We start from the raw sequence: 15,639 nt of genomic DNA on the forward strand, positions 1-15,639 counted from the left end.
GTTCAAAACAATATAGCCGCACTTCTTACCAGGGGTCAGTTGGCCAGTTCGAAGCGTGTCACGAGGAATTGTACCGGTGAGGTTTGCTGAATCGACTGATTGAAGGCATAGCTGTACCGGAATCCCGCCGACATATTGAAGAGCCGAAACAACCGCAGATCAATGAATAATTCAGCACCCGTGGAGGAAAGCGTGTTGCTGATGCCTTCCACTTTTCCGATGGAATAGTCGCAAAAGATATTCAACCTGATCCTTTGCAGCAGGGCAACCGGACTGATCGCTATGTCAGGATACCAGAGTGGAAATTCATAGTTGCCATATATGCCGTATTGCGTTTCAAAAGGAGTGGACTGGTAACCTCTTGGCATGATATACTTGTCCTGAAACCGATAGGTGCCGATTACTTTTTCTGATTTATAGTTTAGATTTATATTGAAAGAATGTGTCTTGAACATTCCGGGGAAATACAATTGTGCAACCACCAGCATTCTCTCCGGTTCAGCGTTGAATGATTTCAGATAAGAAAAGTTGACTTGCTGGCCCCACCTTGGCTTTACCTGTTGCCTTGCCTGTATCTGCAACCGGCTGAACGTAACTGCGGGTTCTGCCGCATGAAAGAATGTATGGCCGTTTAAAGCCGGGTCGCCGGTACTGTCTGCGGCTTGTATGTCATAGTAATGATACCAGCCGGAAATATTCAACTGTGTGCGGTAAGTTCCCCGCGTAAGCCTGAATGGCAATGTTATGCCACCGGACACCACATTTTCCGTCCACCGGATTTTCTGCACTGCCAGGGAAACGGAATCAATAATTTTTCCATTCCTGTTTAACCCGTATTCATACTGTGCGTCAAGCAGCGGGTAAAAAGCAGCATACGTGAAACGCAGGTAGGAATGCAGGTTTTGTTCATTGGTGTTGTAAAGTATGCCCACGGTGCCCCTGAGGGTACTCATGATGTTTTGTGTATAGAATTCGGCGCCATACTCCGGCACATTGGGAATCGGAAACCAGCCGTAAAAATTAAACAAGCCGTCCGTGAGTGCATGGTATTTTTTTACAGCATAAGTTGTATCCTTCAGTGCTTCGGAAAGGTCGAAACCTTGTGACTGCATCAATGGTACATGAAACTGAATATCGGATGAAACCGGTCGGGTAACAGGTTTCCACTGTTCCGGTTGCAGTGCCATTTCATGAATCCGCCGGCCATCGGCCGAATATTCGCTGTATAAAAGTTTTTTTCCGTCTGCTGAAACCGCTGGCTCCATCGCACCAAACCGTACAGTCGTAACCTGGAAAATCTGACGGGTGGAAAGCTGAATGGCGTAGATATTATCAATGCCTGAATAGCCACCGGAATAATAAACATAATCGCCTGATGGGAATGGGCGGCTGACAGGAACATCGGTATATTCGAGTAATTGACTGGATGCACCTGATTCAACATCCATGGCGATGATGGCATTCCCATATTTTGTCAGAGCAAGTGCTACAATCTGCCGGTCATTATCGGTGAAGCGTGGTTGTGAAAAATTAATGTTTTCAGGATTGTCAAAGCGCCGCAATTCTTTTCCTGACGCTGCATCAAGCAGGACGATGTTGAATTTTCCAGTAAGGTCTATTGAAACGGCAACCACCTTCTTCCCGTCGTTGGATGGTGCAGGTGAGAAATAACGGGAATGACCGGATAACTGCTGCTTCTTTCCGGTAGCAAAATCATACAACATAATCACGGAGTAATCGCGGTTGAACCAGCGCGCATCAAAGGATGATTCGGCCCATGTCATCAGGTGGCCGGTGACGGTGGTCGTCAGATGGTCATCGGTATAGATGCCGGGTGAAAATAATTTTTCTTCACCACCATCCGGGAGCAGCCGGTAGTACGTGTTGATTTCATTAAACGCATTTTTCAATACGAGTACTGATCCATCCTGTAAGTAATGCGGGAAACGGTAATTGGTATATATGCCGGATGGAACAGGGGTAATGGTGGAGGAAACGGTTAACCCGATTGATTGATCGGTTGACTTGAAAACGCTGTCGAGGTCATGCAGTGTTGCCGCATATAATTTCCGGGGCGTCCATCCTGTAACCTGTTGGAGGCTTCTTCCAAACGGATAAAAGAATCCCTTTTTGTTGTAAATATCATCCAGCACTTTTCTCCAGGTTTCATCACCGAAGTGTGCGCGGGCATTCGAAACCATGTAGTAACCGATACGGTAAGGATTGGGAATGTAGTCCTTGTACGACGACCATGTTCCCACATCATAGCGATAATGTTTTCCGGATAGGATTAACGCGCGGTATTCCATATTGAATGACGGAAGCCTGCCGCGGCCGCCTTTCGTCAGCAGTGTTTCATTAACGACGGCATCGCCTTCGCGAAACCAGAGTGGTTGTGTAAAAAGGGTATTCAGCAGCCATCCTGTTTGCCCCATCAATATTTTGTAGGGAAGGGTAAATCCTTCATTGGCTTCAGAAAACTGCTGCGTATGCCGGTATTCATGGGCAATAAGCGCATCACTCCATACTACCGGCCCCAAAAAGGAATTTTGCGGTGGTGTAAGATAATATTCGTTGCGCCACGGCGCCGGTGTGCTGAATCCGCCTGGCAGGGTGGAGAGGTGTTGCAGAATAGCAGCCACTTCTTTTGTATGGCCGGTGCCGGAAATACTTTCATCGTGCTGACGCACATAGTTCATGATACTTGCTGTGTGAAAAGCCATCGTATCTAAGCTTTCCGGGAAAATGATCCGTCCGGTGGGGGATTGCAACTGGTACCACTGCACCGACGGAGGATTAATGCCTAACCTTCCCTGTGGTTCTTCCTGTGCGAAGATGACCTGCACAGGCAAAACCAATAACAGGAAGAGCAAGTATCTTTTTTTCATGGGCAGATATTCCGGTAATAATAACGCATGAATACGGAAAAGTAACAAGCAGCAAGTAGAAAAGAATGCGGATAGTTTGCTGTATTGAAATAACCGTTGCTGCCTTTCTCTTGCATTCTGCAATCATACAATAAAGATGGCAGCATATCTCTATTTGACAAAGGCACAAAGACAAAGTGTTTATGTATCGTATTCTTCTTAAACATGTTGATGACGGTTTCAAGCCTTCTTTTGCCCGTTTGAGCAGACATTTTTTGCCTGCTTAGTGAAACATATTGAGATTTATGGCAGTAGAACTACAATTCGCCTTTTCAGCCAAAGCGTTAATGCCACCTTAGCCATGATTATTTTTTACCCGGGCAAATCTAACTACCGGAAAGCGGCTGACCTTAGTGCGACAAGAATTGTCGTGGGCGTAATCATATGGCTGACGATTTCTATACTACAGGTAACTGCTCAGGAACTAACCTCACGTGTTACTTCAAAGGCTGTCAATACGCAGTTTATTAACGGTGAAAATATTGCGGCAGGCACAAACCTGTCCTCTACAGCAGCAGTTTTTATCCGCAATGTCGGGCAATATGGCGATACCCTTTCCGGCATTGCAGGCATGCAGCAGATCATATACGGATATGAAGGTTTTGACATGCCGGTTCTTTTTACGCCGCGGGGGCTGATCTATTTACAACGAACCGTTAAACAACCATCGGAAGAGGCAAGGGAGGAGATGGAGCGCAAAGGATTTTCTGAAGAGGAGATTATGCTTTCAGGCGTGGTTAAGGAAAGAACGGTTACCATGCGTTGGCTCAATGCAAATCCTCATCCTGAAATTGTGGCGTCAGCACCGGGCACCGGCTATTTCACCTACGGCAGGCTTCCTGAAAAAGCGCTGTCGTATAAGAAGATTACCTACAAAGAATTATATCCCGGAATTGATATTGAGTACAGTTTTACGGCAAGCAGCAAAAGAGGATTTGAATACAAAATTGTAGTAAGGCCGGGTGCCGATCTCAGTGTGTTACAACTGGAATATGGCGGTGATGTTGTGAGTGTAAGGCAAGATCAGAATGGCGGTGTAACCGTGAAGACAGGCATTGGAAAGATTAATGAGACTGCACCTGTTACCTATTATGCCGAGGATGCCGGGAGCCGGGTGATGCTGTCTTCCAGACTGGAAAACAATGTGCTTCGTTTTACTGCACCTGCTGATTATGACAGGCATCGCACGCTCATCATTGATCCTTTCATCAGCGCCGCCACTAACCTTACCGGCACCAATGCCGGCAAAGCAAAAGACGTGGATTTTGATTATGCGGGAAATATTTATGTCACCGGCGGAGGTGACGGTAATGTTTATCAACTGGCTAAATACAATGCTTCCGGTGCCTGGCAATGGACATTTAACGGATCACTTTCGATTCCCTACTGGACGTTTGGCACCTATTACGGCGGATGGGTGGTGGAGAAAAATACGGGCAGCATCTACCTCGGGCAAGGGTTTAATTACGCAACAGGATTTGCGATTGTCAGAATTAATACCGCGGGACTGTACGACAACTACATCACGGCTACTAATGTAAATTTCAGGGAAGACTGGAAGATGTACTGGAGTTGTAACAGCGGAGTACCTAAAATCCTGATTGCCGGCGGCGGTACCAATTCCAATATCAATTTCGGAATCTGTTCTCCGCCCTCCACAGTGCTGTCATCTTTGAATGTAACCAATATAGCCTACAGCACTTCCTCAGGATGGGCGCAGGATATCGCTGACATCATCATTGACCCGGTTACCAATGACATGTACACGATTTATGGTTCCCTGATAGGTACGCCTTCCTTGTGCAATATGATCTATAAAAACACGTCGCCTTATAGTGGCGCAACGGTTTCATGGAGTGTTAACTCAGGCTTTACTGTAATACAGGAAATTGCCAACCGGCCCTACATGACGGGTGGCATCATTGAAAATTCCTGCAATGTTTTCGCCATCAATTCTTCCTACTTGTTTTACTGGGATGGGAAAAATCTTAAAGCCATTAACAAAGCAACCGGCGCAGGGGTAGGAGCATCACTGACAATAGCGGCGAATACTGCTTTGTGGAGTGGCGGAATCATTGCCGATGAATGTAACAATGTATTTGTGGGCTCAGTCAATGGAACCATTAAAGTATACCACTTTAACGGCGCTGCTTTTGATGATGCTGCTAAACCTGACATTACTATTACCGGCTACACAACAAAATCAGTCTATGATCTGGCATATGATGAAGCGAATACCCTGCTCTATGCCAGCGGGGATGGATTTGTTGCCTCGTTTGATGTAACGGCATACGGATGTGCAAACACTTCCTATACGATAACACCTTCACCAAACTGCGCAACTGCATCTGTATCCACAACGCTGAGTCCGGCACCACCGTCAGGCTCTGTAATAAATTACTACCTGTATACAGGAAGCACTCTTGTAGCTACGAATTCTACCGGTACTTTTACCGGACTGACACCAGGCGTTACCTACACGATCATTGCATTCATCAATCAAACATGCAGCGGTACCTCTACCACCGCTGATTTCTTTTTACCCGGTCCCGCACTTACTTTGAACAGCACCAACACCTTATGTGGAAGCAATACCGGAACCATTTCTGCGTCCGGGGCTGGCGGCTCTTTACCATATACCTTTAGTATTGATGGCGTACTATTCCAGGTCAGTGGTTCTTTTACCAATTTGGGTGCTGGTGTGTACACCGTCACTATAAAAGATGCCGGTGGCTGCAGTACAACAGACACAATAACCATTATCAATTCAAACGGGCCTTCACTGTCATTTACCAAAACAGATGCCTTGTGCAGCAGTAATAACGGAACCATTACTGCTAACGGTAGCGGTGGTGCACCTCCCCTCGAATACAGCATAGACGGTTCGACCTTTCAGCTCAATAATTTCTTCACCGGACTCAATGCAGGTACATACACCCTGACGGTAAAAGATGCAACAGGTTGCCTTAATGAAGTTATTGTTTTGATTAGCAATACCGGCGGTCCTGTCCTTACTGCCACTCCGGCCGCTACGTACTGTAACAGCAACAATGGCAAAATAACCGCCTTTGCAACGGGCGGAACAGCACCTCTTCAATACAGTATTGATGGAAATAATTTCCAGGTCAGCAATGTCTTTACCGGATTGGCTGCCGGATCTTATACTGTTACCGTGATGGATGCCAATGGTTGCATCGGTTCCTATGCAGTAACAATTGCCAATTCTGCCGGACCAACAGTAACCGCTACCACCACAGCAGCGGCATGTGGAAACAGCAATGGTACTATCACCGCTACCGGCTTAAGCGGAACAGCACCGCTTCAATACAGCATCAACGGTGTTACTTTTCAAAGCAGTGGTTTTTTTGGCGGACTTACTGCAGGATCTTATACGGTAACTGTTAAAGATGCGAACGGGTGCACAAGTACATTTAGTACTACTGTCGGCAATTCCAATGCACCTACCGTAACTGCCACTACCGTTTCTGCTACCTGCAATACCAGTAATGGCTCGGTTACCGCTACAGGTTCCGGCGGTACTGCACCTTTAACATTCAGCATCAATGGCTTTACCTTCCAGGCAAGTGGCTTGTTCAGCGGGCTTGCTCCAGGCAGTTATACCATATTGGTAAAAGATGCTTTGGGTTGTATCGGTGCAACTATTGTGGCGGTGACCAATACATCAGGACCGTCTGTTTCAGCAATGGTGACGCCTGCTGCCTGCGGCGCAAACAATGGTATTATTACCGCAAACGGAACGGGCGGCACCGGCTTATTACAGTACAGTTTGAATAATGGCACTTATCAGGTGAGCAGCATCTTCTCCGGACTTTCAACAGGCACGTATACACTTACGGTTAAAGATGCCAATGGATGTATCAGCACGATTACGGTAATTATGACAAATGCATCAGGCTTATCACTTACAGCCAGTTCCATTGCCACACCGTGTAGCGGAAGCGATGGCATTGTGACAGCAATAGCGGCAGGAGGTGTTGGATTATTGCAATACAGTATTGACGGTTCTACTTTTCAAAGCAGTAATATATTTACCGGACTGGCCGCCGGCATTTATACGGTTACCGTGCAGGATGCCAATGGTTGTTCAGCCAATGCAACAGTGACCGTTTCGATTATTTTTTCTCCAACTATAACGGCTGCGGTAACCAATGCCAACTGCACAAGCAGCAATGGAATTATTACCGCTACCGGTTCAGGTGGCACACCGCCCTATACCTATAGCATTGACGGTGTAAATTTTCAAAGTAGCAATGTCATTTCTGCTCTTGCACCGGGAACTTATACTGTAACAATAAAGGATGCCGCAGGTTGCACCGGCACAACCAGTGTTACTATTATCAATGTAGGTTCCGGTCCGCCGCCTTCGATCACAATTATCAAAGCCGATAATATTCCTTGCGATGGCTCTGGCGATCCCGGCGAAATAAAGGTTTCAGGAACCGGTGGAACAGGTCCCTATCAATTTAGTTTTGAAGGTGGACCATTCAGTAATACAAATAACTGGGACATTGATACCGCCGGAACCTACAGCGTTACTATTAAGGATGCCAATGGTTGTACAACCACCATAGAAATTACTATAAGTGTTGACGTTGCTCCGGGATTGACTGCAACAGTGACGAATTCCGTTTGTGGCAGCAGCACCGGTATTATTGTAGCTTCAGGAAGCGGTGGAGAACCTCCTTATAAATACAGTCTAAATGGTGGTCCTTATCAATCAAGCGGCACATTCTCCGGTCTTGCTCCCGGAACCTATACCATTACTATCAAAGATGATGAAGGCGACTGTAAGCCGTCCATCACTGTTAACGTTTTAAGCATTGGCGGACCAACTGTTACGCTGGTAAAGACAGATGCGATGTGTGGATTGATTAATGGCACGATCACGGCAACAGGGGTAGGCAATGCGCCACTAACCTACAATCTTAACAATGGAGCTTTTCAAAGCAGTAACGTGTTCTCCGGACTTAATGCGGGCACTTACACAGTATTAATTAAGGATGCCATTGGATGTTTAGGTGCAGCAATCATTAGCATTTCAGCTTTTTCTGCTCCTTCCGTAAATGCGGTTGCCACTGGAACTTCCTGCGGATTAATAAATGGTACCATCACGGCAAACGGCAGTGGTGGCAGCGGAACCTTGCAATACAGTCTGAATGGAACTACCTATCAAACCAGTACGGTATTTACCGGACTCGCTTCCGGATCCTATACTGTTTGGGTAGTTGATCCTGGAGGCTGCTTTGCAAATTCTGCTGTTTCGGTGCCTGCCACTTCATCGCCTCTGCTTACTGCCTATGGCATTCCAGCTTCTTGCGGAAATGCCACTGGCTCCATTGTAGGAACCGGATCCGGAGGCACATCGCCTTATCAGTTCAGTATTGACGGTTCCACTTTTCAAAGCAGTGGTACCTTTTCAGGACTTGCAGCCGGAGCCTATACGCTTACCATAAAGGACCTCAACGATTGTCAGAATACGACTATAGTTAATGTCCCTAATTTAAATGCGCCGACGCTCAGCACGTCGGCCACCTCATCAAAGTGCGGAAATGCGAATGGTACCATTACCGGCACCGGATCAGGTGGTACACCACCATTGCAATACAGTATTGACGGCGTCAACTTCCAGAGTTCCGGTATCTTTAATGGAGTGGCAGCAGGTATCTATACGGTTACTGTGAAAGACGGTAATGGTTGCATCACCACGAAACTGGTAGATGTAGCAAACATTGAAGGGCCTTCCACTTTAACGGCCAACATCATAGCGGCTACTTGTGGAAATAACAATGGCAAACTAACCGCAACGGCCACTGGAGGTACCGGTGCACTAAGCTATAGCCTTGATGGTTCAACATATCAGGCAGGAACTGTCTTTACTCCGCTTGCTGCCGGCACCTATACCCTTTGGGTAAAAGATAACAATGGCTGCACTAAAACAATTACCGTTACTATTCCCAACCTGGAAGGTCCGGTATTGACAACTACTACATCACCTTCTACCTGCTATGCGAATGATGGCACCATTACCGCTACCGCCACAGGAGGCACAGTAGCCATTACTTACAACAAAGACGGAGGTGCTTATCAGTCAAGTAATGTATTCACCGGTTTGGCCTCCGGTGTTTATGTGATCAATGCAAAAGATGCAAATGGTTGCATAAGTACTGCAAACGTTACGGTTGGTGCATTAGCGGGTCCGTCCATTGCTGCAGTAGCAATAAGTTCGGGTTGCGGAGACGGAGCTATTACTGCAACCGGCTCCGGAGGCACACCCGGGTATGAATACAGCATTGATGGAGTCAACTTCCAGTCAAACAATACCTTCGACTGCCTTGCCATAGGCACTTATACAATTACCGTTATGGATGCAAACGGATGCCAGAGTTCAACAACGGTGAATGTGACCAATGTGCTTCCTGTTTCCTTGCTTTATTTTACTGCACATATGGTAAAAAATGTTGTCGTCCTGGATTGGTCAACTGATTCAGAATTCAACAATGACTATTTCACGGTAGAGAAATCAACCCGGGAAATTTCTTTCAATCCGATTGACACCGTGGATGGTGCAGGAAGCAGCCTGGTACCCCATTCTTATGTTGCATACGATGTGCATCCGGCGGACGGCATGAATTATTACCGACTGAAGCAAACAGATTTCAATGGCAATTTCAAATACTCTGATGTGGTGAGTGCAGAAATGGTAAGCGCCTTTTATTTTCAGATCTATCCTAATCCTGCAGGTGAATATATTACGATAGTCACCGATCAGGTTTTTAACCATATCGGCATCAGCGATGGTACCGGAAGAAATGTCATGGAATTCAAAGGTGAATTTGGTAATAAGACGGTGCTGCATTTGACCGGCCTCTCTTCCGGTAGCTATGTACTGAAAGCGACTTCCGGTAATGGCATGACACAATCAATTCTGTTTCTTAAGAATTTGAATGACACAAAGTAGTTGTTGAAATTGAAACCCCTATTTGTATCGCCTTGTGCCTCAATAAAAATTATTTAGTTTACCCTCAAAAAGTGGATTTTAATTGTCGGGTAATCTGAAACCGGTAAACAGTTGCATTAAAATTACAAGCGAATTGCCAGCTGTTGGTTGCCTCTTTAAGCCAGAGGTTCATGACTCGCTTAAAATTCATGGCTGCCGCAGCAGGCAGCACATTTATTTCATCGTGCATCACACCCTTCAAAAAATTCTTTCCCGTTCGGTAATCACTTTTTAAATGGCCGATCACCGGTTCAATGGCAGCTATTCTTCCGTTTCGTCTGCGTTTTGTTTTCGTTAGTTTGTTATCCGGCTTCGGTACGCAGATGTTGGTTTCATTAGTGGTTTTTGGTCCGCGATATCCGCGGTCAACCAAAATATTTTTTGCTTTGTTTTCAGTAAGCCGTTCGTATTGCCCGAGTGCCCGGGGAAGTGTTTTGCTGTCGTGCTTAGTGTTGTTAAAATTCAGTGAACCAACAAAGACGCCGGTACAGTATATCTTGAATAACAGCTTCGGGTTTTGATGAATTATTCTGAATCGTACATTCTATGCGAGCAATAGATGCTTTTGCAAAAAAATTATCGTCTATTAAAATTCATTTATTTAATGTATGCCTTGCCAGTTTTATTATTTCTTCAAACTGGTGTAGATTGAAAAATATAATAAAAGACTAAACCAGAAAATCCAGGTGAAAAGGAAATCAAGCCGGCACATGATTAAAGTATGCTGATTTGCCTCTTTTTCTATGATTTCCATTTTGCAATTCAATCTGTCAAATACCTTGAGCTCAAGACTTTATATCGATAAAAAGGTACAGCAGCAGCTGCTAAAACTGTTTGATCTGTAAATTTGGGTGACCCATGAGGAAATCAGGTGATGCACTTTGATGGAGGCATTGCCTGAAGCATCCGGCACGGTCATAATTTTTTTTCAAATTAGGAAATTTGATTTGGTAATTTTGATTGACGCAAATGTCTGTTAATGATGTTACTCACCAGTAATGAATAATGTCAGCAATAGTCAGGTCTAAAAATTGTATTTCTTTTCATGCATTAAAAATCAACAATCAAAATGAAAGCAAATGTTATTTTTCTTTTCGCATGCCTGTTGAGCTTTAACTTGTTTGGCCAGAGCCAGGCGGAAACATTTATCAAAGAAGCACAGGGTTATCTTGCCCAAAAGGATTACAAACAGGCACAACTCAGCCTCCAGGATGCTATTAACGACCTCAATACTTTGATAGCGAAGGATATTGCGAAGTCGTTGCCGGAAGATGTTAATGGACTGAAAAAAGATGGAGATGCTGACATCAGTACCGGCGCTATGGGAATAATCGGCGGCGGGTTAACGATTTCGCAGAAGTATAAACATCCGTCGAACCGTGACAATAATGCAGAAGTGCAGATTCTTGCCAATTCACCTTTGCTGGCCAGCATGAACATGTACCTCAGCAATCCCAGCATGATGGGGCAGGATTATAAAAGTATCCGAATCGGTACGCAGCGGGCCATCCTGAAATCTGAAACGGATGATGTGTATGATGATGCCGGTAACAGTAAAAAAATCCGCTCGAGTGAAATTCAGATTCCGCTCAGCCAGACATTGATTACCATCAAGGCAGATGGCTTTGCCACTGAACAGGATGAGATTGCCTTTGCCACAAAGCTTGACCTCGCCAAATTGAAAACGGCATTGGGAGAATAAGTTATCAGGGACTGTAAAGCCAATGCCTGTCATTTAATTGTACAAAGTCCTGCTTGCAGCCAAAGCAATGCAAGGGGTTTGTATTCATTTCCTTTTCATCGGAAAGAAACAAACCCCTTGTTGCTTTTGGTCTTCGCCTAACGCAGTTGTAATTTGTAATCAGGACAGCTTCAATACAATACTGTCAACCGCATCAGCTCAACAATCCGCCGGGCGTTGCATACTATTGCTCCCAAAACCAAATCCTGTATTGCAATAGTGGTTGCAGCAATTCAGCAACTTACTTTTCTGCAGGAATACGGATAACATAATCACATGATATATGTCATGTTTCGTGGTGACCTCCATCATTTATCAACCTTCATTCCTGCAATAGTATTGCCTCGCTTTGAATCAACAGAACTTTGTTATGCAAACGGTTCTAAATAGTCTGTTCCTGATTCCTTTGCTTGTCAGCGGTTTGTTGTTGATCCTTCCGCTCCGCTTCACCTCGATGCTTGTTGTGTTCACCTCATTACTGCTTGCATTTTTTGCAGTGTACCTGTTTTTAAATGTGCGGGAACCTTATTTCTTCTCTGTGCCTGCGTTGTTTGATCAAATGGTGACTGCCGCCGATGTGCTGCTGTTACTGTATTTCGGGTGGATGGGCCTGCGCAGAAAGAGCCTGTGGGTGTTGCTGCTGAGCTTACTGCAGCTGGCCACACTGCTTTATCTCATCGGTATTTTACCTGCTGAAAACGCTGATCAGTTTATGATAGACCGGCTGAGCATCTTTATGTTTCTGCTGATCAATATTATCAGTGGCGTGATTGCGGTGTATTCAATCCGGTATATTGCCGGAGAGCATTGCAGTCCATTCAGAAAGAAATTTTTTCTCTCGGTGATGTGCTGGTTTATTGCAGTCATGAACCTGGCTGTTGCAGCCGATAACCTCGAATATTTCTTTTTGTTTTTTGAACTCACCACGCTGGCGTCTTTCCTGTTTATCGGATTCAGAAAGGATGAGGTGTCCGTCACCAATGCTTACACGGCCTTGTGGATGAATCAGGTGGGAGGACTGGCGATCCTGGCATCGGTCTTTTTCATGACCCGAAATGCGATAGGTGCCGTCACCTTCACCAATCTGCTGGCCCATGCTGCGGACGATGACATCATGCTGCCCGTTGCCCTCTTAACGGTTGCGGCGCTGGTGAAAGGCGCACAGATGCCTTTCAGCAAATGGTTGCTCGGTGCCATGGTGGCACCTACTCCCGTAAGTGCTTTGCTGCATTCCAGCACCATGGTAAAGATTGCACCGTTCATGTTACTCAGGCTTTCGCCGGTATTAAGAGACACGCCGGTTGCGATGGTTGTTATGGCACTGACAGCATTCGTATTTGTGGCAGCCGGCATTGAAGCGCTCTCGCAGGATAACTTCAAAAGAATACTGGCGCATTCCACCATCGCCTTACTTGCCTTGATGATGATGATGGCTGCCGTCGGTTCACCGGTTACCATCATAGCCGCATTAACACTCATGATGTTTCACGGTATCTCCAAGAGTATGTTGTTCCTGAATGCAGGCATCCTGGAAAGAGTATTTCACATCAGGCAGTCTTCAGACATGGACAAGCTGGCTGAATCAGGCCCGTTCACAGCACTGGTTATTACCATCGGTTTTATGTCGTTGTTGTTGCCGCCGTTTGGCGCCTTCATGGGCAAATGGCTGAGTATTGAAACGCTGGGTGATTTTGCTTTAAACAGCGGCATATTCGGTGCTGTCATCATCGTGGCAGTGGCCAGTGGCGGCGCTGTATTGTCATTGCTTTATTTTAAAGTGATGGGTTTGTTGATTGCGCGCAGCGGTGAAAAGGATAAAATAAGGATCGAACATACAGGATTTATCTACAGCTCTACCACATGGTTCCTGCTGTTACTGACGATCATCAGTGCAGTATGCCTTCCACTGATTATGATGCATGGATTGGTACCGGCATCAGCACAAATTTCCGGGCAACCGGTTGTGGCTGTCTTTCATGGATGGAACCTGCAGCTGGGTAACATTACCTTACCGTTGCTGCCGCTGCTGCTGACCTTTTTGCTGTTGCCCGGCTCTGTTGCCGCTGCATTTTTTGTCCGGTTCCGTCATGCAGACAGGGTGAAGGAATACATGTGTGGCGAAGATGTAAACTATTCCTTCTCATCCTTCTATTTTACCACCGAAAAGGCTTCGGCATTCTTTTCCGTTACCGGTATAATGTTTTTTGTCGTGCTCATCATTGTTGCGCTGATGTAAAAATGCATTGTCATGAATGATCTATTGATCCGGTTTTTTCTTATCGCACTGGCACCGCTGATCGGCGGACTGATCAATGGACTGGAACGGATCATCAGGGCTCGCATGCAGCGGAGGGTAGGCCCGCCGTTGTTGCAACCCTTCTATGATTTTCTTAAGCTGGCAGGTAAAAGACAAATGATAGTGCATTCCGCGCATGCTTTTCTGGGTATCATGCATTTTATTTCTTTATGGATCGCTGTGGCCATCCTCCTGCTCGGTGGTGATTTGATCCTGGTGATATTCCTTCACCTCTTGTCAACGGCCTTACTGATTATGGCAGGCTTCAGCACACGATCTATCTTCAGTCATCTCGGTGCCAGCCGCATGGCAGTCAGTGTACTCGCATATGAACCGGTGCTGATTGTGATAGCCGTCACCGTTTTTATGCTGACAGGAAGTTTTACTGCTGCATCCGTTTACAGTTACCCGGAACCGCTGCTGTTTAAAATGCCGCTTGCCTTTATCGCACTGTTATTGATTCTGCCTGTTAAGCTGAAAAAATCTCCCTTTGATGTAGCCGAAGCGCACCAGGAAATCACCGGCGGTGTTGACATTGAATTTTCGGGGCTGTTCTATGAATCGGTGTTTACTGCCAAATGGCTTGACACTGTCTTCTGCTATACATTGGTTTATCTTTTTGCGGCGAATAATGTATGGTTGGGAATCACCCTGATTAGTTTCGTTTTCCTTTACCTCAATGCATTAGACAATTCAACAGCAAGAGTGAATTACCGGCAGATGCTTCGCTTCTCGCTGGCAGTGGCTTTCTCCATTGCTTTCATTAATTTAATCCTCGTTGTGATACCATGAAACTTGCTGCCTTCAGAAAAAAATCTCCATGGATCCTGCACTACAATGCCGGCGGATGCAATGGCTGTGATATTGAAATTCTTGCATGCCTTGCGCCTAAATACGATATAGAACGGTTTGGCGTCATCAATACCGGCAATCCCAAACAGTCGGATATACTGCTGGTGACCGGGCCCGTTACCAAACGGTCGCGCGAGCGGCTGGTGGAAATTTACGCGCAGATGCCGGAACCTAAAGTGGTGATCAGTTGCGGTGCCTGTGCCTGCACTGGTGGTGTGTTCAGAGGCATGTATAACTGCGAAGGCGGCGTAGATCAGTTCATTCCTGTGGATGTGTATGTATGTGGTTGCGGCACAAGACCTGAACAGATTATTGACGGCGTGGTGCAGGCGCTGGCCATTCTTGAGCAAAAAACAACAGCCATGGAATCATCTGTGCGATTGCGGAATCAACCGGTCATGGATGGCGCGCAGCTTAACAGGAGAAAGGTGGCTGGAAAAATCATGCAAACGGCTTAAGCCATGAAAAAAATTGTAACCACACTCGACACTGTAAAGACCGATATCCGGACATTTTACCAGCCGGAACTGCATCATTTTATGGTAATGAATGCCGTGGATCTTGGCGGGCAGCTTGAAGTGCAGTGGTTCTTCTGCGATTATGCTTTACCATGCGACATTACTGTTTTTTATGTCATCATTCCAGCGGATAGTACGATTCCAACAGTCCGTGACATCGTTGCCTCTGCATGGGTAGCGGAATCAGAGCTGGCAGATCTTATGAATATAAGGATTGAGCAGGTGCAGCAGGGATTTGTGCTGGAACCGGATAGTGAAAGCGGACCATTAAGAAAGAAAAAATAATT

At 45.9% G+C, this 15,639-nt stretch carries 8 protein-coding genes; 6 read left to right on the forward strand and 2 right to left on the reverse strand.

The features are described 5' to 3' along the window. Positions 1–35: 35 nt before the first annotated feature. Positions 36–2,888 (reverse strand): hypothetical protein, encoded by a 2,853-nt coding sequence (locus K1X61_10325; protein ID MBX7109030.1) that lies wholly within the window; start codon positions 2,886–2,888, stop codon positions 36–38. Between the two features lie 340 nt (positions 2,889–3,228). Here K1X61_10325 and K1X61_10330 point away from each other — a divergent pair, with 340 nt between their 5' ends. Beyond that, complete coding sequence (locus K1X61_10330; GenBank protein ID MBX7109031.1) at positions 3,229–9,906, forward strand: T9SS type A sorting domain-containing protein; 6,678 nt, start codon at positions 3,229–3,231, stop codon at positions 9,904–9,906. A 64-nt stretch (positions 9,907–9,970) separates the two neighbouring features. Here K1X61_10330 and K1X61_10335 read toward each other — a convergent pair whose 3' ends face one another. Then, positions 9,971–10,318 carry a hypothetical protein gene (locus K1X61_10335; protein MBX7109032.1) on the reverse strand — a complete coding sequence of 116 codons (348 nt, stop codon included), beginning with the start codon at positions 10,316–10,318 and terminating at the stop codon, positions 9,971–9,973. A 696-nt stretch (positions 10,319–11,014) separates the two neighbouring features. Between K1X61_10335 and K1X61_10340 the strand changes: the two genes are divergently transcribed. The 5 genes from K1X61_10340 (at position 11,015) to K1X61_10360 (ending at position 15,637) form a co-directional block, all read left to right on the forward strand. Then, positions 11,015–11,647 carry a hypothetical protein gene (locus tag K1X61_10340; GenBank protein ID MBX7109033.1) on the forward strand — a complete coding sequence of 211 codons (633 nt, stop codon included), beginning with the start codon at positions 11,015–11,017 and terminating at the stop codon, positions 11,645–11,647. A 409-nt stretch (positions 11,648–12,056) separates the two neighbouring features. After that, positions 12,057–13,922 carry a hypothetical protein gene (locus K1X61_10345; GenBank protein ID MBX7109034.1) on the forward strand — a complete coding sequence of 622 codons (1,866 nt, stop codon included), beginning with the start codon at positions 12,057–12,059 and terminating at the stop codon, positions 13,920–13,922. 12 nt (positions 13,923–13,934) lie between these two features. Continuing rightward, positions 13,935–14,774, forward strand: coding sequence for an NADH-quinone oxidoreductase subunit H (locus tag K1X61_10350; protein MBX7109035.1), 840 nt, complete (start codon positions 13,935–13,937; stop codon positions 14,772–14,774). Next, positions 14,771–15,292 carry an NADH-quinone oxidoreductase subunit B family protein gene (locus K1X61_10355; protein ID MBX7109036.1) on the forward strand — a complete coding sequence of 174 codons (522 nt, stop codon included), beginning with the start codon at positions 14,771–14,773 and terminating at the stop codon, positions 15,290–15,292. Before K1X61_10350 ends, K1X61_10355 begins: the two co-directional genes overlap by 4 nt. A gap of 3 nt (positions 15,293–15,295) precedes the next feature. Further along, positions 15,296–15,637: an NADH-quinone oxidoreductase subunit C gene (locus tag K1X61_10360; GenBank protein MBX7109037.1), complete on the forward strand. Its 342-nt coding sequence runs from the start codon at positions 15,296–15,298 to the stop codon at positions 15,635–15,637. The last annotated feature ends 2 nt before the right edge of the window (positions 15,638–15,639 follow it).

The organism is Chitinophagales bacterium (genome assembly GCA_019694975.1).
Lineage (GTDB): Bacteria > Bacteroidota > Bacteroidia > Chitinophagales > UBA10324 > JACCZZ01.

Excerpts from the sequence above, each read along its gene's own strand:
- K1X61_10330 (MBX7109031.1), top strand. The coding sequence starts at position 3,229 with ATGATTATTTTTTACCCGGGCAAATCTAACTACCGGAAAGCGGCTGAC.
- K1X61_10325 (MBX7109030.1), bottom strand. The coding sequence starts at position 2,888 with ATGAAAAAAAGATACTTGCTCTTCCTGTTATTGGTTTTGCCTGTGCAG.
- K1X61_10360 (MBX7109037.1), top strand. The coding sequence starts at position 15,296 with ATGAAAAAAATTGTAACCACACTCGACACTGTAAAGACCGATATCCGG.
- K1X61_10355 (MBX7109036.1), top strand. The coding sequence starts at position 14,771 with ATGAAACTTGCTGCCTTCAGAAAAAAATCTCCATGGATCCTGCACTAC.
- K1X61_10345 (MBX7109034.1), top strand. The coding sequence starts at position 12,057 with ATGCAAACGGTTCTAAATAGTCTGTTCCTGATTCCTTTGCTTGTCAGC.
- K1X61_10340 (MBX7109033.1), top strand. The coding sequence starts at position 11,015 with ATGAAAGCAAATGTTATTTTTCTTTTCGCATGCCTGTTGAGCTTTAAC.
- K1X61_10350 (MBX7109035.1), top strand. The coding sequence starts at position 13,935 with ATGAATGATCTATTGATCCGGTTTTTTCTTATCGCACTGGCACCGCTG.